This window comes from Nonomuraea sp. NPDC003804, from assembly GCF_040610675.1.
Taxonomy (GTDB): Bacteria; Actinomycetota; Actinomycetes; order Streptosporangiales; family Streptosporangiaceae; genus Nonomuraea.
Genome location: NZ_JBEXMT010000017.1, coordinates 62,470 through 81,835 on the forward strand (window position 1 = coordinate 62,470; position 19,366 = coordinate 81,835).

The following is a 19,366-nucleotide window of genomic DNA, read 5'->3' on the forward strand; positions in this document are numbered from 1 at the left end:
CGACGATGCGCCGGCAGCGCTGCCGGGCAAGATGCACCGGAACCAGGACTTCGAAGCTCTCCAGCGTTCGCCGACCACCGCAGTCGACCGGCGTAGACCATCGAGCACGCCCCTACGCTGCCCACTCGCTCCCGCATGAGAACGCCCACCTGGCCGATTTCGGCACCGGCGCCCCGGGATCGTCTCGTCCGGGTCACTAGTGCCACCATGATCAAGAAGAGACCGCCCGTCACCCCGGTGCTGACTGCTTCCCAACCACGCCAGTGTTGGGGCCCGGCCAGATGCCCGGGCCCGCCGTCAAACTGGCCAATGAGATCTGGAATGGACAGCAATGCCTACGCGGCGGGCGGCTGCTTATCGGAGCCCTGGGCACCGGCTTGGCCGACGCGACGACCGCCGTCGCGTAGCGGTCGACTACGCTGGGCGACGTCTGTCGTGTCCCGCGGAGTGGGCATGGCGTGTTTCTCTCACATGTCGCAGCGCCTCGTCGCAGGTGGCGCGCCGTTCTAAAATCTTGTGCAGGCCCGTTCGGTACAGCAGGTCGTCCAGGCTCGCTGGAACGCCGCTGAGCACGAGCCGTTTTCCTCTGTTCTGACTGTGCTGCAAGGCCACAATGAGCTCGCTCAAACCGACCGAGTCGCAGAAGGTCACCCCCGACAGATCCAGGATCAGCACGGAGGACGCCGACGGTGCTGTCGCGGCGCGCAGATGCGCGCGCAATGTGGGGGCGGTGGCAAGGTCGAGTTCGCCCGCTACACGGACCAAGGCGACCGTGCGGAACCGGCGAGTCGAGACGGTGAAGGGTGTACGGCCTTGTAGTTGAGATGTCATATTGCGGCACTCTCTACGAGACGGCTGCGTTCGGCGGAGTCGGCTCGCACCGATGCGTAGCTTCAGGATGGCGGACTGCTTTCTGCTGCGGAACGTTTGTCGATGAGGACTGGGCATCGCCGCGGGATTCGGCTGACCGGCGAGGTCCGCGCGTGCGTGGCCTGATCGCCGACGCTTCCCCAACGCCGCAGCGCCTGCCGGAACGGGGTGATGGACGGATTCCTCCGTGTCCTGAACCGCGTCCAGCGGCGGTTTTCGTCTCCTCGGCTGCATCCTCCTCAGGAGCGTTCGTCCCGTCGTGCTACCCCGGATGGGCTGCCGAACACCACATCCGACTGTCATGACCACCGAGGACGTGCGGTATCGACCACCGGGTCATATGACGCCTGGGACGTCGCGTGCGGGCCGATATCGGCAGCGCGCCGAGGTCGCCGCCGATATCGGCCACCGCCAGGGGCCGTGCTCGGCGGCGGCGCGGACCCCGGCGAACTCGGCCCGCGCCCGCGCCGGATCGATGTGGTGGAGCGCCGGACCACGCGGGTGTCGAGCGCACCGAGGCCGGCCAGGGAGACCGGACGTTCCGCTCCGAAGGGGCACTCGGGGTCTGATCGGGCCCGGGATGTCGGTGAGAAGTAGCAGCACCCGGAGGCTCGGTTATTCACCCAGCGCGCTACGTTATTGCTGACCGTGACGTTGTGGCGCCAGCGTGCCGGGGCACGAGCTCTGGGTGCGAGCACGTGCCGACTCCCGGACGCCCATGCCCTGCTTGCCCACAGGAGTGTCGTTTCCGCCAGCGGGGTTGCCGACTGCGGCTGGCCTGCCTCAGGCGAGCGATGATTTCGCCGCCTGGCGGAAGTCTCGACCGTCCTTACCGACCTGATGCGAGGACTCGGGAACCCATCCAGGATGGGCGCCCGTGAATGGTAGATCCGCTGTTATGTGCCTAGTCGTGCTGGATTCCGTCGAGACCAAGCTCTCGGCTGAGATCCGCCATGTTCTCGAAAACACGGTCGGGGGGCAGCGATTGAATGGCAGAGAGCACCGTGTCGGGCGCTGCCTCGGACCGCGCCCGCTCCAGCAGTTCTTCCCTGCCAGCGGGAAACACATGCGTACCGCTGATCCACTTAGCCAGCTCGCTGCGGCTGTCGACCTGCTGTGAGCTCATCCCCTCAGGCGATCGAGGCTCATGTGGGGTGGAATGGTGTCTGCTACCGCCACCGGGTTGTTCCATGTCAGGTGTCCCCTCTCTAGTGAATAACAGCCCATACCCGCATTACCATGGGCAAACATTGTGAGCTGCTCGGCGGAGGCGGTTGTCCACTCTCCTGCTCTCCACGCGAGCAAACCACGGCTCACGCACGGGGAGCGGAACGGACCCGATGCCATCCCGCCGTTCCCAGCGCCACCCCGCTTGGCAGAAAGGCCCAGGCACACCAAGCAATCTCGCCGAGATCGCCGCCGGAACCGCCGCACAGGACACGGCAGAGGCCCACGTCGTCCGGTCGATCGGAGCTGATCTCGTCACCGACCACACCAGACTCGACGCGCGCTCAAGCAGACCGCGCGCGACTTGCAGGTGTCGTTGCCATCGCAGCCGTCGGCGCACCAGGGGACCACTCAAAAGCCTCATCCGGTGCGCCGGTCGTCCAAGGACATCTCGACCGGTTGCTGGAGGCGCAGAAGGCACTGGGCGCACCGCGGGCGGTTCCAGCCGGCGATGGCGGCCAGGCCGGCGCCGAGGTGACGTTCGTTGAATTCGGGCGAGCCGCGTTGGACCAGCCACACCGTGGCCAGGATGAACAGCAGGAACTGCAGGTATTCCGACTGGCCCTGACCAAGGCGCCTCGGGTCTCGCGACGGGTGCGGCCAGGAATGGCGCTGGCGAGCCCGATCACGCAGGCCCTACCGGCGACAGGCCTGCTACGCGGAACCCCGTGCCGCCTGGCCCCCCATCGAGTCCGGCGGCCCGTCGCCGACAATGTCCCTCGCAAGGGGTGGGCGGGGTGGGCTTTGAGCTGTATGGGATGCATGCGCACAAAGCGGGTTAAGGATCAATGAGTTGGGAATGAATGCCTGGTTCAGCCGCCTGCTGAGCGGCATCCCGTCGCTTCGTCACGTGATTAGGCCCCGGTTTGTCGGAGGGCGCCCACAGGGTCGAAGTGACCCGGAATCGAGGTCATGGATCAGCCGAACGCATCGCCCGCCATAAGGGCGTCCACGGCGATGCGTTGGGGGCCGGCACGATCGCGTGTCGGTCATGAGACGTGCGGGCGACTCACGTCTCCCCTCCAATAGAAGAAGGAGGTCATCCATGACCGTCCTTACGGCCGATGTGCACGTCCATGATGGCTTTTCGGTGGTGTGCTTGGCTGGCGAGCTTGATGTGAACACGACCTCGACGCTGCTGGACGCTATGGAAACGGCCTTGTCGAATCGGCCCCGCTACGTCGAGGTAGACGTTGCGGCGCTGACGTTCTGCGGCTCCGAGGGACTACGCGCGCTGTTGCATATACAGGGTGCCGCCCTGCAAGCGGGATGCAGACTGCGCCTGTCCCACGTCCAGGGCGTGCTCCAGCGGGTGCTGGACATCACCCGGCTCTACAAGGCATTCACCATCGATCCTGTACAGGTGCCGCGCTGAACGCGTAGCCGCATGTGAGCGGGCAGAGCGCTGACTCGATGACTCCAGTGCTCTGTCGGATGTGGCACAGCGTTGGATGTGGCACAGCCAGCCGTCGCTTTGATGCAGGCATGACCGCCGTGGTCGGCCTGCTCATGTCCATCGTTGCCGGCACCGGTGGCGACCGGACCACCGCGGGTTCACATCCAGCACGCGATAATCGGCTGATCGCCCGAGGGAAGTATGCGAGTGCGCCACTCTTCGAGGCGGGGTATTCGTCTGCCTAGGGATGTGGCGCAATACCGCGATAAGGAGATCACTGCTCGACGGTAGGGTCCTCGTGCTCCAGACGCACTTCGACACGAAGGATTCTTCCCTGCGCAAGGGTGATGAAGTAGTCTGCGACCCGGTCGACGTGGTCCATGGGAGCGGCTTCCAAACGGTCGTACTTCCAAACGAACCGCTCGACCGCTCGGATGACATCGGGCGCACTCTCAGGAGAGCTACCGTCGTCATCCTCCAGGGCCGCCGTCGGCCCGGATTCTTGCTCAAGCTGGTGTCTGCGTTCTTCAAGAGCCAATCTATGGCTCTGCCAATCCATGAGCATCTTGAGAATCCGCTCCAGCGTGATGAGGGCCGCACCGCCATACATGACGACCCCTGAATGGTTGGCCGCCACGGTGAGGACGGTCTCCCACGGGCTGGCCAGGATCGTCCGACGCACCAGCAACTCATGCAGTTCGATCTCGTACTCGTCGCCGATGTGGCCATAATTCTCGGGCCGGTACGCCGCCAACATTGCGGCGAACTCGGGATGCCAGGCTACGGGAAAGGAGGGGGATCCCTGGGAGATTCTCAGCGCGAACCGCCATACCTCGTTCAGCGCCACCATGGATTGCGTAAGACGCTCCAGGGGAGGGTGATCGCCGAGATCAATGGAGAGTTCGAGGACCGGACGTCGCGCCCTGGGAAGTGTCGAGTGCGAATGATCAGCCATGGCTGGACATCATCTCCCAGCGCAGGCCTCTCAGACAGACCTTCGGCGCAATCCAGCTCGGACCTCTACGGCTTGGACTACTCCACAACCTGATCAGACCACTTCGCCGTCGAGCACTGCCCCGCCGCATGACGGCCTCCACCGTCAGTCCCAGATGTCACAACAGTAGGGACCACTGAACGTGACCAGATCTCCTGGACTCATTCCTCTGGGCGGCGGTACTTGTCGGGGTCGTAGCCGCAGTCGGTGAGCACCCATCAGGTCGTCGACGGCGTCGGCCCTTACCGCGTCAGGTGCGCCGAGATCGCTGCCAACGGCCACGAAGGCTTCGCAGTGACTTGCCCCATTGTGTGACATTAAGGAGATCTTGCCAGCAAACGCTAAGGTGAGATCTTGTGCAATCGCTCACGCCGGAAGATTTACGTCAGATCGGCCCCTATCGGCTCGCTGGTGTACTGGGGCGGGGCGGCCAGGGAACGGTTTACCTGGGCCAGGGGGCGTCCAACGAACAGGTCGCGATAAAGGTGTTACACGCTGGAGCCGCGGCGGATGAGAACGCGCGCCGCCGGTTCCTGCGCGAAGCCGAGGCGGCTCGCCGGGTTGCTCCGTTCTGTACGGCGCGCGTGCTGGACACGGGCCTGGCGGGCGGCCAGCCATACATCGTCAGTGAACACATCCCAGGCCCGTCACTCGACCTGCTGGTCAGGACCGAGGGTCCACGTTCGGGCAGCGGGCTGGAGCGGCTCGCGGTGACCACGCTCACCGCGCTGGCAGCCATCCACCGGGCCGGGATAGTCCACCGTGACTTCAAACCGCACAACGTGATCATGGGGCCGGAAGGGCCCGTGGTGATCGATTTCGGGATTGCCAGGGTGACCGCCCAGACGGCCACGCACAGCGTGGTGGGCACCCCCGTCTACATGGCGCCGGAGCAGTTCGGCGGGGCGCCGATCACCCCGGCGGCCGACCTGTTCAGCTGGGCGACCTCCATGATCTACGCGGCCACCGGGCAGCAGGTCTTCAGTGGAGACACCCTTCCGGTGATCATGCACGCCATCCTGACCCGCGAACCCGACCTGTCGGCCGTGCCGCAGGAGCTACGCCCGGCGCTGGCGGCCTGTCTGGCCAAGGACCCCGCGGCCCGGCCGAGCGCCGCCGCCCTGCTGCGCCGCCTGACCGGCGACGAGGCTCCCGCCCCACTCGCGCAGTGGCCCACCGCGCACGCCACGATGGGCATGCCGGAGGCCGAGCAACTCGCTCTCCGGCCGCACCCGTCGACGCAGGAGAACGGGCCTGCCGGCTGGGCGCAGCCGCCTGGGCAGCCTGGGTGGGGTGTCCCTCCCCAGCCTCCGCCCAGCGGCGGCGGCCGGTCGAAGAAGATCGGCCTCGCCGTCGGCGCTGGAGCAGTTGCCCTGGTGCTGGCCGTGGTGGGCGTGCGGGCCGTAGTCAAGAACGCGGTCCGGGGAGCGCTGTCGGCCGGTCATTCCTCCACCTCCCAGCCCGTCTCCGCCTACTCCCCCGAACCGAGCCCTTCCGACACACCTTCGCAGACGCCTTCTCAGACGCCTTCGCAGACGCCTTCTCAGACAGCTTCGGAGGAGCCGACCGAGGAGTCGTTCAACCCCGCGGACCTCAACAAGGAGAGCACCGACCCGACCCCGATCACGGCCGACGCCCTGCTTCCGCAGTCCTTCACGAGCGCCAAGGGGGTGCGTTTCAGCCGCAAGGCATTTGGGGTGGAGGACTGCCCGAGCCCGTGGCCCGACGCCAGAGTCAAGTCCGCACTCCGCAAGGCACGCTGCGACGACATGGCGGTGGGTGCCTATATCAGCTCGGGCGCTCCGAACGGGCGCATCATGGTGACCGTCTGGGTCGTTCCGCTGAAGGACTCGGGCAGGGCCGGCACCGCGTACTCGAGGCTCAAGAACGTCTACGTGCAGGACTGGGGGATCCGGTGCCCCCAAACGGGGCCGGGATCGACCGGCATCTGCTATACCTCGAACTGGTGGAACGTGCAGTTGTACTCGTGGACCGGGCAGACCGGCCGATATGTGATCCGTACCCTGGCCGTCTACACGAACCTCACCAGAGACTCCAGCGCGTCGAAGTGGCTCAAGGACGCCTCGCGTGCGGCGTTCAAGGAGTCAGGCCCCCTGGTCTACCAGGACGGACAGTGATCGGACGGCGTGGGGCCGGAACCCGGTCACAGGGAATTGCAGACAGGCCGTCCCCAGTCGACCGAGGACGGACCGGCAGCCCGCATCCTCGACCTCTGCGAGCGCCCCAGCAGCACCACCCACCCGGAGCCTAACCAAGATCAGATAAACCAGCCGCAACGGCATGAACAGCGACAAACCCCAGATCGGCCCGCCGGCCGAGTTTCGGGCACCCGCACGACCCGATCGAGTGGTGGGCCGAGAGCTACGCGCTCTGCGCCAGCAGCCGCCTCGCCCGGCTCGCCGGGCTGCTGTCCGGCGCCAATCTCGGTCGCCAGGGCGGTCTGGTGCTGCCAGGTCTGGTGCTACCACGGGAGGAACACGCTGTGACCGAACGTAGTGAGGGCGCCATCAAACACGACATCAGGGTCACAGGGCCGACAAAGGAGGCGCTGTGACCCTGATCCGGTTGGAGAACAGAGACATACTGGTGCACGCATCGTCACGGCGCGTGGCCTGGCCGCCGACGGCGCGCTGCGATCACGCCGGACGATCCACGCTACGAGCGGCCGGCCGCCGAGGCCGTGCCCGATATCGAGGACGACCCGTTCTACTCGGCCAAGCTGCTCATGTCCTGGACTCTCGAACCCGGTCGATGATCGCCTCCAGATCCGCTCCGGCGGGGAGGGTGCCGAAGCGGGCGTCGCGATCTGAGTGACCGTTCCCGGTGAGGAGCAGTTGAGCCTCGACCTGGTCCAGCGCTATCCGGATGGCCCCCTGGGCGACGGAGTCGTCGCCCAGCCCGGACACCTGGCTACTCCTAACTGAGGTGCTCGCCGTCGTCGGTCATCGCCTCGCCTGCTGCTCGTAGCCGTGCGACTACGCCTTGATATCGGACAGGTTGAGTGTCGCAAGGGGTACCGAGCGCGGTCGCCGCGACACTGTCGTGCTGTCGGATCGCTGACGACCGGCGTCCCGGAAAATTCTTCAAAGAAGTCCGGGAGGAAGTGTCGGATCGGGGCGGTGGTGTTCGTAGCAGGGATGAGGCCGCCCGCAAGGGGCGGCGCCAAGGCAAAGGAACCGCGATCATGAAGCTGACGACCATGACGCAGGTCACCATCGATGGAGTGATGCAGGGAAACGGCGCCGCGTCGGATGACCGCAGGAACGGATTCGAGCGCGGCGGATGGGCGCTGGGGGCCGGTGACGACCAGACCAGGACGTTCATCACGCAGACCTACCAGCGCGCCGAGGCGTTCCTGTTCGGCCGGCGCACCTACGAGCTGTTCGCCGGCTCCTGGGGATCAGTCGACCAGATGCGCGCACATCCCATCGGCGTGGCCTTGAACGAGGCCCCCAAGTACGTCGCCTCGACCACGCTCACCGCGCCGCGTTGGGAGGACACGACCGTTCTCCGCGGCGACCTCGCGGCGGCCATCAGCGAGCTGAAGGCCAAGCCCGGGCGGGAGCTGCAGGTGCACGGCAGCGGCATCCTGACCCGGTGGCTGCTGGAGAACGACCTGGTCGACGAGATGACTCTGATCGTGATCCCGGTGATCCTCGGCCAGGGCGCGAGACTGTTCCCGGAGACCGGTCCGGATCTTGCGCTCGACCTGGTCGAGTCGCGGGTCGACGCGAAGGGCGTGACGATCCAGCTCTACCGGCCGGCCGGGCGCCCGCACTGTGCAACGGCCTGAAGTCCCTACCACCGAACCACGCTGTCTTGACACCACAGGAGATGATCTTCAGATGCGGTACCTGGTTTCCGTGATCGATGACAAGAGCAATCCCGGCAGCACGGACAGGCGGCCTGCCATCAGCGCGTTCAACGAGCGACTGATCGCCGAGGGCTACTGGGTTTTCGCGGGCGGACTCGCGGACACCGACGCGGCCACGGTCATCGACAACCGGGGCGAGCAGGCGGTGTTCAGCGACGGGCCTTTCGTGGAGTCGAAGGAGTACCTCGCCGGCATCTGGGTGTGGGAGGCCCCCGATCTGGATGTGGCGCTCAGGCTCGCGGCCGAGGCGTCGAAGGTCTGCGATCGGAAGATCGAGGTGCGGCCGTTCCAGTGAGCGACGTCGAGGAGGCGATCACCCGGGCCCACCACGCCGAGTGGGCGCGGGTGGTGGCCGCCCTGACCAGGCGCTTCGGTGACCTCGGCATCGCCGAGGAGGCAGCGGCCGAGGCGTTCGCGACCGCCGTCGAGCGGTGGCCGGCCGACGGCGTGCCGCCCAACCCCGGCGCCTGGCTGACCACCACCGCCAACCGCGAGGCCATCGACCGGGTCCGGCGCGAGAACAAGCGCGGCGACAAGCAGAGGGAGGCGCAGATGTTGTACGACCAGGCCCCGCCCGAGCCGCTGGGCGCCATCGACGACGACCGGCTCCGGCTGATCTTCACCTGCTGTCACCCGGCGCTGGCGGTGGAAGCGCGCGTGGCGTTGACGCTGCGCATGGTCGGCGGTCTGACCGTGCCCGAGATCGCCCGTGCCTTCCTGGTGCAGGGGACCACCATGGAGCAGCGCATCACCCGCGCGAAGGCCAAGATCAAGGCGGCTCGCATCCCCTATCGGATGCCGGCCGCCGAGGATCTGCCGGCGCGTGTCTCCGGCGTCCTCGCCGTCCTGTACCTCGTCTTCAACGAGGGCTACCTGGCCAGCGGTCCCGACACCGACCCCGTACGACACGACCTGACCACCGAGGCGATCCGGCTCACCCGACTGATCCGCGCGCTCCTGCCGCAGGACGGAGAAGTGGCCGGGCTGCTGGCGCTGATGCTGCTCACCGAGGCCCGCCGCACCGCCCGGGTCTCGGCGAACGGCGAACTGGTCGCGCTCGACGAGCAGGACCGTGGGGCCTGGGACACGGAACTGATCGCCGAAGGTCACCGGCTGGCGCGCGAGCGCCTGGCCGCTGCCGCCGCCGGGGTGGCTCCGGGTCGCTACCAGATCCTCGCCGCGATCAACGCCGTGCACACCTCCGCCCGCGACATCCGCGACACCGACTGGTCGCAGGTCCTCGCCCTCTACGACCAGCTCGTCCGCCTCGACCCCTCGCCGATCATCGCTCTCAACCGGGCCATCGCCGTGGCCGAGCTCGACGGGCCGGAGGTGGCCCTGGCCATCGTTGACCGCCTCGCCGAGGCGTTGGCCGGCTATCACGCCTACCACGCCACCCGCGCCGACCTGCTGCGCCGGCTGGGCCGAAGTCAGCAGTCACGCGCGGCCTACGACCGGGCCATCGAGCTGGCCGGCAACACCGGCGAGACCGCCTACCTCACCCGCCGCCGCGACCAACTGCAGTAGCGCCCGCCCTTGAAGAGCGCACTTGATGCAGCGATGAAAGGCGCTCTGCTTCGAAGCCATCGTTACCGCGACCTACGGACCGCTCCATGCGCCGGACGACCGCAGCCCCTCTCGCGCCATGGGGGGCCGCGGTCCGTTTCGGAGGGACGTCAGGCGTGAGCGGTGCTGACCAGGCCGTAGTCCCCGTCGTCACGGCGGTAGACGAGCCGGCCGGCGCCGGTGTCCGCGTCGGCGAAGAAGACGAACGCGAACCCGGTCAGCTCCAGCCGTTCGACGGCCTCCTCTACAGTGAGCCGAGGAGCGGGCGACGGGCTGACCGAGATCGCCGCGCACATCGGCAACGGCAGGTCCGGCCGGGGCTCGACCTGGGCGAGCCCGTAGCCGTCGCCGGTGCGGTAGACGACGCTGTCCTGACCCGTCGCGTCCTCGATGAACAGCAGGAAGTCGTAGTCGAGCTCCTCCATGTCCACCACCGCCTCGTCGGGCACGGCACGGGCCGCCGCGAGGGACCGCACGACCCGCCGCTCCCCGCCGGCATGCCCGGCCGGACGCTGCTGGTGGCGCCCCCGCCGGTTCTCCCAGTCCCTGGTGGTCTCCAGCAGCCGGGTCCGCAGGCGGTCGCCGAGCAGGTGGATGGCCGTGCGCGTGGAGGCGGCGCTGGCCTGGGCTCTGATGAGTCGCCCCTGGACGTCCAGGACGGCCTCCGCCGTCCGTTGCTTCACCGCCAGCCCGGGGGCGGTGGCCAGCTTGACCTTCGCGCCGAGCACCGGTTCGTGGGCGAGCCGCGCCAGGTGGGCCACGGTTTCCCTCGCGCGCCTGACGTCGGCAGGTCGTATCCCGCCACGGATCTTGACCTGCACGTCGGCGGGATCAAGAGCGATGGGCCTGTGCCTCATGCGTGAGCACCTTCTTCGCATCCGTTGCTGATGCCTCCACCCTCTGGCCGGTCCGGATATCGCTGCCAGGGACTTTCGTCATCACTGCGCAAGGACGTTGGTTGTGCGACGGAAGGGGCCTGAGAGACGACGTTTTCCAGCCTGCTGTACAACGGACTTCGGTCTCTGCCGAAGGGTGACGGCAGACGACAAGGTGGTCGCATGCGGATCCTGGTGACGGAGTCGGACCCCTCCGGCGGGCGCGCGGCGTTGCTCGCCCTCGAAGCCATCCTCGTGGAGGGAGCCGGGCGTCTCGGCGCAACGTGGCTGGGGACGCCGCCGGGGAAGGAGAACTGGCGGAACAGGTGCAACGGCGTCGTGGTGGCCCGTGCGGCGCTTGACCGCTGGGCACGTACCGGATCTCGTCCCGATTGCCTCGGTGACGTCCGATCCAGGACCAAGGTCCACAGGGTTGGGACCTTCGGCCCGGGTGTGGGCGCGGCGGTGTGCTCCAAGCTGGGCGGCGGGCGTCGGGGAGAGGCATCCGGCCAGGGCTGAGCGTGGTTCAGGAATGGTGGCGACGTGTCGCGTGGCGCTCGATCTTTCGTCCAGCGAGGAAAACGAGAGCATGACCACCGAGGCACGAATCAAGTCCCGCGAGCTACGCAACGCCCGGGCTGCCGCCGAGCGGCGAAGGAAAAAACGCACCCGCCTGGTCGCCGCCGGCGGCGGGCTGATCATCGTGGGGCTACTGGTCGCCATCGTGATCAGCTTGATCAACGCGGCGGGTAACGACAGCTCCCCGGCGGCGCAGGGAGGCAAGGCCCCGGCGATCGCGACGGCCGGCGGGGCGCTGGCCCTGGGCAGCACGGCCGCGCCCGTGCGGCTCGAGGTCTACCTCGACTACATGTGCCCGTACTGCGGGCGCTTCGAGCAGGCCAACAGCCGCGAGCTGGACAAGATGGTGGCCGACGGGACGGTGCGGCTGGAGCTGTACCCGCTGTCGTTCCTGGATCAGGCTTCCAGCGGCGCGAAGTACTCCACGCGGGCGGCCAACGCCGTCGCCACCGTCGCCGATCGGGCGCCGGACAAGGTTCTGGCCTTCAATGCGGCGCTGTTCGCCAACCAGCCCGAGGAGGGCAGCCGCGGCCTGTCTGACGACGAGATCGCCACGCTGGCCCGTCATGCCGGGGTTTCGGCGGACGTGGTGGACGCCTTCACCGACCGCAGCTTCGAGCCGTGGATCACAACCTCGACGCAGGCCGTGTTCAACACGGGGATCTCGGGCACGCCGACTGTGAAGATCAACGGCAAGGTGTTCGAGGGCGACCTCTCCACGGCGGGCGCGCTGACGGCAGCCGTGACCGCGGCCAAGGGCCAGTAGTGGCAACGGTCCTCCACCGCGTGCACGTGTTCCGGCACTCCAACGCTTGGATCTTCGGAACGATGCTGTTGTCGGCGTGCCTGAGCCTGACTGCGTCCTTCGTGCTGTCGATCGACGCGGTGCGCCTGGCGGCCGACCCGGGCGCGGATCTGTCCTGCAACATCAACAGCGTCGTCAGCTGCGGCGCGGTCGGCAGTTCCTGGCAGGCGCACCTGTTAGGCTTCCCGAACGCCTTCCTGGGGCTGGTGGCCGAGCCGGTCGTGATCACGATCGCGGCGGCGAGCCTGGGCCGGGTGCGGTTCCCGCGCTGGTTCATGTTCGCCGCGCAGGTGATCTACACACTCGGCCTGATCTTCGCGTACTGGCTGTTGTCCCAGTCCATGTACGTGATCGGCGCGTTGTGCCCGTGGTGCCTGCTGGTGACCGTGTCCACGACGCTGGTGTGGTCGACGCTGACACACGTGAACGTCCGCGACGGCAACCTGTTCCTGCCCCGCCGCGTACAGAAGGCGCTGGCCAGGGCCATCGACGCCGACCTGGACGCCATCGCCGTCACGATCTGGATCCTGATCATGATCTTGGTCGTCGTGCTCAAGTACGGCTGGACGCTGTTCGGCTAGCGTTGCCGGTATCCCGCGCGAGCGGGCACGGAACGCATGGCCGCTCGGAGGTTCCCAAGGAAAGGATAGGTGCTGACCGCGGTCGGCCGCCGCTTCGGGATCTTCACCGCGGTGTCCCTGCCCGTTCTGCTCGCCACCGGCGTGGCGCTCACCTGGCACGGGGCGTCACCAAGCAGCCTGAACCTGTCTCCTGCGGGGCAGCGGGTTCGGTGGCACCCCCGATCTCCGAGCGTGACGCCGACATGCGGCGTCACGCTCGCGGTCACGGACGCGGCGTCGGCCTGGGCAGGAGGGAGCGCCGCAGCGGCCGAGATCCCCATGCGGCTCGCACCAGGCGCCCGTCCGTCGACGGCTCATCAGGCGCCCCAAGGGACCGTGCGGGGTTCCGGTCGGGAAACAGTCCATCGGAGGTGATCCAAGGGACTTTGGTCCCTGCCGTGACCACGGCGAGGCGCGAGATGTTGATCCCATGTCCGCTGTTACCCCTGTGCCGGGGATGTCCCGATGACCGATATCGGCGCGATCCCGGTATCCCCTGACACCGGATCGCTCGCCGCCCGGGAGCTTCCGTTCGCGACGCCCGGCGGCGTGAGCAGAACGGTGAAGGCCGCCGCCGCGGCGCCGTCGGTGCACAACACCCAGCCGTGGCGCTTCCACCGTGTCGACGACGCCACCATGGAGCTGTACGCCGACCTCGACCGGCTGCTGGCCGTCACCGACCCGATGGGGCGCGGAGTCGGCATCAGCTGTGGGGCCGCACTGTTCAACCTGCGGCTGGCGATCCGGATGACCGGGCACGACGCCCACGTCACGGCGCTGCCCGACCCGGCCGCCCGTCCCGACCTGCTGGCCACCGTGCACGCGGTCCTGGGCGACCCACCCGACCGGAACGAGCGGCTGATGTACGACATGATCCCGTACCGGCGTACCAACCGCTTCCCGTTCGACGGCCGCCGACTGCCCAGGGAGGTCTTCGTCGACCTGGTCCACGCCGCGCACGCCGAGAGCGCCACACTGGTCCTGGTCAAGGGGCGGACGGCGCGGCGTGTGCTCGACATGATCGGCACGGCCGACGACACGCTGGCCGCCGAAGAGTCCTACCGCGCCGAGCTGGCCTGCTGGACGGATCCGTGCCGGCGTTTCGATGGCGTGCCCGAGCATGCCTTCGGCCCTCGCCCGCGAAACAGGGAGTTGCCCATGCGGGACTTCGGCCTGGAGTGCGCGCGGCCGAGCGCCGACTTCGAGACGGACCCACAGATCGCGGCCCTTTTCACCAGGGGTGACGGGCCGCTCGACTGGCTGCGTGCCGGGCAGGCGCTGCAGCGGGTGCTCCTCGCCGCGACCGCGCACGGCGTGTCGGCGTCGATGTTCAGCCAGCCGCTCGACCTGCGCCCGGCGCAGCACCGCGCCGACCAGTCCGGGCCGATGGGTCACGTGCAGATGCTGGCCAGGTTCGGGTACGGCGCACCAGTCCCGCGCGTGCCGCGCCGTTCCGTGTTCGAAGTGCTCGACCCGGTGGAGGTCCCGCGTGTATGAGCCGCCGAGGCCCGTGTTGATCCAGGGCGGGATGGGGGTGGGAGTGTCCGGCTGGCGGCTGGCCCGGGCGGTCGCCGAGACCGGGCAGCTCGGTGTGGTGTCGGGCACGGCGCTGGACGTCACCCTGGCCCGACGGCTGCAGCGCGGCGACCCTGGCGGTCACCTGCGTCGCGCGCTGGCCTGCTTCCCGGTGCACGAGGTGGCCGAGCGCGTGCTCGGCCGCTACTTCGTACCCGGTGGCACCGGGCCGGACGTGCCGTACCGGCCTGTGCCCCGGCTCGGGCTGCGGCACAGCCGCGCCCGCGACGAGTTGGCCGTGGTCGCCAACTTCGCCGAGGTCTTCCTGGCCAAGGAGGGCCACGACGGCCCTGTCGGGGTCAACTACCTGGAGAAGATCCAGCTCGCCACCCCGGCCGCCGCCTACGGTGCGGTCCTGGCCGGGGCCGACTACGTGCTGATGGGCGCCGGCATCCCTGCGGAGATCCCGCGCCTGCTCGATGACCTGTCCGAGCACCGCCCCGCCCAGGTCTCGGTCGCCGTGGCGGGCGGTGACGGACACACGATCGGGATCGACCCGGTGCAGTTGCTCGGCCACCGTCTCACGCCGCTCGTCCGGCCCCGGTTGCTGGCGATCGTGTCGTCACACGTGCTGTCCGCGTACCTGGCCCGCTCACCGCTCACCCGGCCGGACGGGTTCGTGATCGAGACACCAGTGGCGGGCGGGCACAGCGCACCACCCCGCGGCCGGATGACGCTCGATGCAGCCGGAGAGCCGATGTATGGGCCACGCGACGAGGCCGACCTGGGCAAGGTGGCCGCGCTCGGCCTGCCGTTCTGGCTGGCCGGCGGGTACGGCACGCCCGGCGGGCTCGAGCGGGCCTGGGCGGCGGGCGCGCAGGGCATCCAGGTGGGGTCGGCGTTCGCGCTGTGCCGGGAGTCCGGGCTTGACGAGGGCCTGCGCAGACGCCTACGCGAGCAGGCCGCGAGCGGCGCACTCCAGGTGCGCAACGACCCGCGCGCCTCGCCCACCGGGTTCCCGTTCAAGGTCGCCGACGTCGCAGAGACGCTGTCAGAGCAGGAGGTGTATCAGGCGCGGCCGCGGCTGTGCGACCTGGGCTACCTGCGCACACCGTACGCGAAGCCGAACGGCGCGATCGGCTACCGCTGCCCGGCCGAGCCGGTGGACACCTACGTGCGCAAGGGCCGCCCGGCCGAGGAGGCCGAAGGGCGGCGCTGCCTGTGTAACGGCCTGCTGGCCGCCATCGGCCTCGGCCAGCACCGCGCCGACGGCTACGACGAGCCGCCTCTGCTCACACTCGGCCAGCACGCCGCCTTCCTCGACGGCCTGCCCGACGACCACTCGGCCGCCGACGTCGTGGCCCACATCCTGCTGGGAGCCCGCATATGAGTCTGCGCCCGCCGCTGCGGCAGGTCCGGCGGGATGCCGCGGACCGCCCGTTCATCGTGATCTGGGAGGCCACGCGTGCATGCCTGCTGGCGTGCTTGCACTGCCGCGCCGAGGCCGTGCCCGACCGGCATCCGGAGGAGCTGACCACCGACGAGGCCACCGAGCTGATGCGGCAGGTGGCCGCCTTCGGCCGGCCCGCGCCGCTGTTCGTGATCACCGGTGGTGACCCGTTCGAGCGACCCGACCTGTTCCAGCTGGTACGGCGGGCCCGCGAGCTCGGCCTCTCACCCGCCGTGTCGCCCTCGGCCACCCCGGCCCTCACCCCCGGCAACCTCGCCCGGCTGCGCGAGGCGGGCACCGCGGCGATCTCGCTGAGCCTTGACGGCTCCACGGCCGCCGGACACGACGCCTTCCGCGGCTACGACGGCGTGTTCGCCCGCACCATGGCCGCCTGGCAGGCCGCCCGCGAGGCCGGGCTCAAGGTGCAGATCAACACGACGGTCACGCGCCGCAACCTCGTGCGGCTGCCCGACATCGCCCGCCTGGTACGCGACCAGGGCGCGCTGCTGTGGAGTGTGTTCTTCCTGGTGCCCACCGGCCGGGGCCGCGCCCTGTCCGCGCTGAGCCCTCACGAGGCAGAGGACGTGCTGCACTTCCTGTACGACCTCGGCACCACCATCCCGGTCAAAACCACCGAGGCCCACCACTTCCGGCGCGTGGCCGTGCAACGGCTGATCCTGGCCGAGCACGGCGCCGACCACGCCCAGACGTTGGGACCGCTCTACCAGGACCTGCACCGGCGGGCGCAGCGCGCCGGGCTGATCGGCCAGAGCCGGGTGCGCCGCCCGCCCATCGACGTGAACGCCGGGCGCGGCTTCGTGTTCGTCTCCCACACCGGCACCGTGCACCCGTCGGGATTCCTGCCGCTGGGCGCGGGCAACGTACGCGATCGGCCGCTGACCGACATCTACCGGTCCGCGCCCCTGTTCGCCGCCCTACGCGACGCCGACCGGCTCGGCGGGCGATGCGGGGCATGCGAGTTCCGGACCATCTGCGGCGGCTCCCGGTCCCGCGCGTACGCCTGCACCGGCGACGTGCTCGCCGAGGAGCCCTGGTGCGGCTACGAGCCAGGCAGCTTCCCCTACCAGAGCGACCTCGCCCGGCACCTCTACGCGTCCTAGGTCCCCCGAGGTGGGGACCTTGGTCCATACCCCGCCATGGACAGGACCTCTGAGATGAGACCGGGACATCTACGGCACGCAGCCGCGCCCACCCATGAATCCACGATCACGTGAGGAAGACATGACAAACGCACCGGCCGCCACCCGTGGCCGCAGGCCCGCGTTGATGCTCGCCCTGGCGACCCTGGGGTTCGCGGTGAACTTCTGGGCCTGGGCCCTGCTCAGCCCGCTGGGCCCCCGTTTCAAAGAGCTGCTCGGCCTGTCGTCCGGGCAGCAGGCGCTGCTGGTCGCCGTACCGGTGATCGTCGGCTCGCTGGGCCGCATCCCCGTTGGCGCGCTCACCGACCGCTTCGGCGGGCGGGTGATGTTCCCGCTGATCTCCGCCGCCACCATCGTCCCCGTGCTGTTCATCGGGCTGTTCGGGCAGACCTCACTGGCCGCGCTGCTGATCGGTGGGTTCTTCCTCGGCATCGGGGGCACCGTGTTCGCTGTCGGAGTGCCGTTCGTCAACGCCTGGTTCCCGCCGCACCGGCGCGGGCTGGCGGTCGGGGTCTTCGGCGCCGGGATGGGCGGCACCGCGATCAGCGCGCTGACCACCGTCACCCTGGTGCGGACCGGCGGCGCCGCCACCCCGTTCCTGATCACCGCCGTCGTCCTGGCCGCCTACGCCATCGTCGCGTGGCTGGTCCTGCGGGACGCCCCCGGCCGCACGGTCGCCACCCAGCCGCTCGCGACGCGCATGGCCGCGACCCTGAAGCTGGCGATCACGTGGCAGGCGGGAGTGCTGTACGCGGTCGCGTTCGGCGGCTACGTCGCCTTCTCCGTCTACCTGCCCGCCTACCTGCAAACCGGCTACGGCCTCGAGCTCGCCGACGCCGCCAACCGCATGGCCGGGTTCGTCGTCCTGGCCGTCCTGGCCCGTCCCCTCGGCGGCTGGCTGTCCGACCGCGTCGGCCCCATCCCTGTGCTGACCGGCGTGTTCGTCCTCATCGCCGTCATGGCGGGGGTGCAGGCGCTCACGCCCAGCCTCATGCCGATCGGCACGATCGCGTTCCTGACCATGGCTGCGGCGCTCGGCGCGGGCAGCGGCGCCACCTTCGCCCTCGTCGCCCAAGTCGCACCCCCCGACAAGGTCGGCACGGTCACCGGCCTGGTCGGCGCCGCCGGCGGCCTCGGCGGGTTCGTGCCGCCGCTGGTGATGGGCTTCATCTACGGACAGCTCGGCTCCTACGGCCTCGGCCTGGCCCTCCTGGCGATCACCGCCGCGCTCACCCTGGCCCTGACGGTGATCGTGGTCCGCTCAGCGGCTGCCCGTCGCACGGCCGAGCAGGTTGGCACCCGCTGAACCGCTGGTTCGCCAGTGGCCGCGCGGCGGCTGACGGCGCGCAGTGCACGGGGACGGACGGCTCTCCGATGCCGGCCTCCGGCGAGAGCGCCACGCTGAATCTCGAGCCGCTGGGCGAGGCCGTGAACGGCTGGTGCACGGTGGCCGGGCACCGAGCGGCGGGCATGACCATGCGCGTCATCCCCGCGGGCACGGCTATGGCGGTGACCTCGCTGGTGGCGGACATTCAGGTGGCCGAACGCCACAACGTACGCGGCGAAGATCTGCTCGTGGCGCCGGGCCGGGATCAGCCGGCGGACGTCGAGTTCGGCGACGGGTACGTCCGCCACGTCCTCCGTGCCGCCGCATCCGCAGCAGGAGCCGGCGGCCGGTTCGCCGAGGATCTCGTGGGCGTCGCCGAGCAGGGCCGCCAGGTCGACGCCATGGTCGGCGAGGGCGGGCAGCAGGACGTCGTTCTCCTTGTGCAGGTGTGACTGGAACAGGGCGTTCAGCGCCGATGACGTGCTCACGATCTCGCCGGAGGTGGTCGCCGAGGCCAGCTCGTCCGCCAGTGCCCACAGGGTGACGTGCTCGTCCCGCATCGCCCGTACCAGCAGGCCGGTGGCGGGCAGGACGACCACGACGACGAGCCGGCCCTCGTTCTCCGGGCAGGCGGCGACGGCGGACGCGGCATGCAGGGCCGCGCTTGCGGAAACGCCCGCGAGGATGCCCTCCAGCTTGTGGTGGCCGTACAGAGCGGGGTCGCGGCGTATGGCCGCGTGGAGGTCTTCGAGCATGAGGTGAGGTCCGTTCGTCGTCGGTGACGAGTGCCGCAGGGGGCCGCTACGAGCGGATCAGGCCGCGGGACACCGCTCGTCGAAGACGCGTCGGACGTGCAAGCCGGTCATGGGGGTCGCGAAACCGGTGACCCGTGACAGCGAGGTGGACGGGCGGCGGGTCCGGAGGATGGGATTTCACACGTGCGACTCGCCGCCCGTCAGGATGCATGCCCGTCATGGGCTCCACCGGCCGCGTGCCGAGCCGGCAGCGGATCAGGTGGCGCTCATCGGACATGACCGAAACAGTAGATCCGAAGCCAGGCCCGCCGTCACCGCCACAGGTCCCCTTC

The 19,366-nt window shown here is 69.2% G+C and carries 18 protein-coding genes; 11 read left to right on the forward strand and 7 right to left on the reverse strand.

Going from position 1 to position 19,366, the window contains the following annotated elements:
- Positions 1-414: 414 nt before the first annotated feature.
- The 3 genes from ABZX22_RS23475 to ABZX22_RS23485 form a co-directional block, all read right to left on the reverse strand.
- On the reverse strand, positions 415-831 hold the full coding sequence (locus ABZX22_RS23475; protein ID WP_354912619.1) for an STAS domain-containing protein: 417 nt from the start codon (positions 829-831) through the stop codon (positions 415-417).
- 943 nt (positions 832-1,774) lie between these two features.
- Positions 1,775-1,996: a DUF2795 domain-containing protein gene (locus ABZX22_RS23480; RefSeq protein ID WP_354912621.1), complete on the reverse strand. Its 222-nt coding sequence runs from the start codon at positions 1,994-1,996 to the stop codon at positions 1,775-1,777.
- 461 nt (positions 1,997-2,457) lie between these two features.
- The gene (locus ABZX22_RS23485) at positions 2,458-2,730 is read right to left on the reverse strand and encodes a DUF6766 family protein (protein WP_354912874.1); all 273 of its coding nucleotides are present in this window, start codon (positions 2,728-2,730) and stop codon (positions 2,458-2,460) included.
- A 412-nt stretch (positions 2,731-3,142) separates the two neighbouring features.
- Between ABZX22_RS23485 and ABZX22_RS23490 the strand changes: the two genes are divergently transcribed.
- On the forward strand, positions 3,143-3,472 hold the full coding sequence (locus tag ABZX22_RS23490) for an STAS domain-containing protein (protein WP_354912623.1): 330 nt from the start codon (positions 3,143-3,145) through the stop codon (positions 3,470-3,472).
- A 295-nt stretch (positions 3,473-3,767) separates the two neighbouring features.
- Here ABZX22_RS23490 and ABZX22_RS23495 read toward each other — a convergent pair whose 3' ends face one another.
- Entirely contained in the window at positions 3,768-4,448 is a 681-nt protein-coding gene (locus tag ABZX22_RS23495) for a hypothetical protein (protein WP_354912625.1), read from the reverse strand.
- 395 nt (positions 4,449-4,843) lie between these two features.
- Here ABZX22_RS23495 and ABZX22_RS23500 point away from each other — a divergent pair, with 395 nt between their 5' ends.
- Positions 4,844-6,625: a serine/threonine-protein kinase gene (locus ABZX22_RS23500; RefSeq protein WP_354912627.1), complete on the forward strand. Its 1,782-nt coding sequence runs from the start codon at positions 4,844-4,846 to the stop codon at positions 6,623-6,625.
- Between the two features lie 606 nt (positions 6,626-7,231).
- Here the strand turns inward: ABZX22_RS23500 and ABZX22_RS23505 are convergent.
- On the reverse strand, positions 7,232-7,414 hold the full coding sequence (locus tag ABZX22_RS23505; protein ID WP_354912629.1) for a hypothetical protein: 183 nt from the start codon (positions 7,412-7,414) through the stop codon (positions 7,232-7,234).
- 278 nt (positions 7,415-7,692) lie between these two features.
- On the opposite strand from ABZX22_RS23505, the gene ABZX22_RS23510 reads away from it, so the two are divergent.
- Genes ABZX22_RS23510 through ABZX22_RS23520 form a run of 3 tightly spaced genes read left to right on the forward strand, consistent with a single transcriptional unit; the run spans position 7,693 to position 9,909 of the window.
- Complete coding sequence (locus ABZX22_RS23510; RefSeq protein ID WP_354912631.1) at positions 7,693-8,301, forward strand: dihydrofolate reductase family protein; 609 nt, start codon at positions 7,693-7,695, stop codon at positions 8,299-8,301.
- Positions 8,302-8,353: 52 nt separating this feature from the next.
- Positions 8,354-8,677, forward strand: coding sequence for a YciI family protein (locus tag ABZX22_RS23515; RefSeq protein ID WP_354912633.1), 324 nt, complete (start codon positions 8,354-8,356; stop codon positions 8,675-8,677).
- A complete protein-coding gene (locus ABZX22_RS23520) occupies positions 8,674-9,909 on the forward strand; it encodes a DUF6596 domain-containing protein (RefSeq protein WP_354912635.1) in 1,236 nt (411 codons plus the stop codon). Before ABZX22_RS23515 ends, ABZX22_RS23520 begins: the two co-directional genes overlap by 4 nt.
- A 149-nt stretch (positions 9,910-10,058) precedes the next feature.
- Here the strand turns inward: ABZX22_RS23520 and ABZX22_RS23525 are convergent, their stop codons facing one another.
- Positions 10,059-10,805, reverse strand: coding sequence for a sigma 54 modulation/S30EA ribosomal C-terminal domain-containing protein (locus tag ABZX22_RS23525; protein WP_354912637.1), 747 nt, complete (start codon positions 10,803-10,805; stop codon positions 10,059-10,061).
- Positions 10,806-11,373: 568 nt separating this feature from the next.
- On the opposite strand from ABZX22_RS23525, the gene ABZX22_RS23530 reads away from it, so the two are divergent.
- The 6 genes from ABZX22_RS23530 to ABZX22_RS23555 all read left to right on the forward strand — a co-directional run bounded on the left by ABZX22_RS23530 (position 11,374) and on the right by ABZX22_RS23555 (position 18,258).
- Positions 11,374-12,168 (forward strand): thioredoxin domain-containing protein, encoded by a 795-nt coding sequence (locus tag ABZX22_RS23530; protein ID WP_354912639.1) that lies wholly within the window; start codon positions 11,374-11,376, stop codon positions 12,166-12,168.
- Between the two features lie 62 nt (positions 12,169-12,230).
- The gene (locus ABZX22_RS23535) at positions 12,231-12,788 is read left to right on the forward strand and encodes a vitamin K epoxide reductase family protein (RefSeq protein WP_354912641.1); all 558 of its coding nucleotides are present in this window, start codon (positions 12,231-12,233) and stop codon (positions 12,786-12,788) included.
- 504 nt (positions 12,789-13,292) lie between these two features.
- Positions 13,293-14,324 carry a hypothetical protein gene (locus ABZX22_RS23540; RefSeq protein WP_354912643.1) on the forward strand — a complete coding sequence of 344 codons (1,032 nt, stop codon included), beginning with the start codon at positions 13,293-13,295 and terminating at the stop codon, positions 14,322-14,324.
- The gene (locus tag ABZX22_RS23545; protein WP_354912645.1) at positions 14,317-15,732 is read left to right on the forward strand and encodes a nitronate monooxygenase; all 1,416 of its coding nucleotides are present in this window, start codon (positions 14,317-14,319) and stop codon (positions 15,730-15,732) included. The genes ABZX22_RS23540 and ABZX22_RS23545 overlap by 8 nt, the downstream gene beginning before the upstream one ends.
- Complete coding sequence (locus tag ABZX22_RS23550) at positions 15,729-16,913, forward strand: TIGR04053 family radical SAM/SPASM domain-containing protein (protein WP_354912647.1); 1,185 nt, start codon at positions 15,729-15,731, stop codon at positions 16,911-16,913. Before ABZX22_RS23545 ends, ABZX22_RS23550 begins: the two co-directional genes overlap by 4 nt.
- A gap of 121 nt (positions 16,914-17,034) precedes the next feature.
- Positions 17,035-18,258: an MFS transporter gene (locus ABZX22_RS23555; protein ID WP_354912649.1), complete on the forward strand. Its 1,224-nt coding sequence runs from the start codon at positions 17,035-17,037 to the stop codon at positions 18,256-18,258.
- Here the strand turns inward: ABZX22_RS23555 and ABZX22_RS23560 are convergent.
- On the reverse strand, positions 18,141-19,034 hold the full coding sequence (locus tag ABZX22_RS23560) for a hypothetical protein (RefSeq protein ID WP_354912651.1): 894 nt from the start codon (positions 19,032-19,034) through the stop codon (positions 18,141-18,143). The two genes, ABZX22_RS23555 and ABZX22_RS23560, sit on opposite strands and share 118 nt — an antisense overlap.
- Between the last annotated feature and the right edge of the window lie 332 nt (positions 19,035-19,366).

Bases quoted from the DNA above. Each gene is read 5' to 3' on its own strand.
- ABZX22_RS23475 (WP_354912619.1), bottom strand. From the start codon at position 831: ATGACATCTCAACTACAAGGCCGTACACCCTTCACCGTCTCGACTCGC.
- ABZX22_RS23550 (WP_354912647.1), top strand. From the start codon at position 15,729: ATGAGTCTGCGCCCGCCGCTGCGGCAGGTCCGGCGGGATGCCGCGGAC.
- ABZX22_RS23525 (WP_354912637.1), bottom strand. From the start codon at position 10,805: ATGAGGCACAGGCCCATCGCTCTTGATCCCGCCGACGTGCAGGTCAAG.
- ABZX22_RS23540 (WP_354912643.1), top strand. From the start codon at position 13,293: ATGACCGATATCGGCGCGATCCCGGTATCCCCTGACACCGGATCGCTC.
- ABZX22_RS23555 (WP_354912649.1), top strand. From the start codon at position 17,035: ATGACAAACGCACCGGCCGCCACCCGTGGCCGCAGGCCCGCGTTGATG.
- ABZX22_RS23490 (WP_354912623.1), top strand. From the start codon at position 3,143: ATGACCGTCCTTACGGCCGATGTGCACGTCCATGATGGCTTTTCGGTG.
- ABZX22_RS23480 (WP_354912621.1), bottom strand. From the start codon at position 1,996: ATGAGCTCACAGCAGGTCGACAGCCGCAGCGAGCTGGCTAAGTGGATC.
- ABZX22_RS23495 (WP_354912625.1), bottom strand. From the start codon at position 4,448: ATGGCTGATCATTCGCACTCGACACTTCCCAGGGCGCGACGTCCGGTC.
- ABZX22_RS23560 (WP_354912651.1), bottom strand. From the start codon at position 19,034: ATGCTCGAAGACCTCCACGCGGCCATACGCCGCGACCCCGCTCTGTAC.
- ABZX22_RS23510 (WP_354912631.1), top strand. From the start codon at position 7,693: ATGAAGCTGACGACCATGACGCAGGTCACCATCGATGGAGTGATGCAG.
- ABZX22_RS23515 (WP_354912633.1), top strand. From the start codon at position 8,354: ATGCGGTACCTGGTTTCCGTGATCGATGACAAGAGCAATCCCGGCAGC.
- ABZX22_RS23535 (WP_354912641.1), top strand. From the start codon at position 12,231: ATGCTGTTGTCGGCGTGCCTGAGCCTGACTGCGTCCTTCGTGCTGTCG.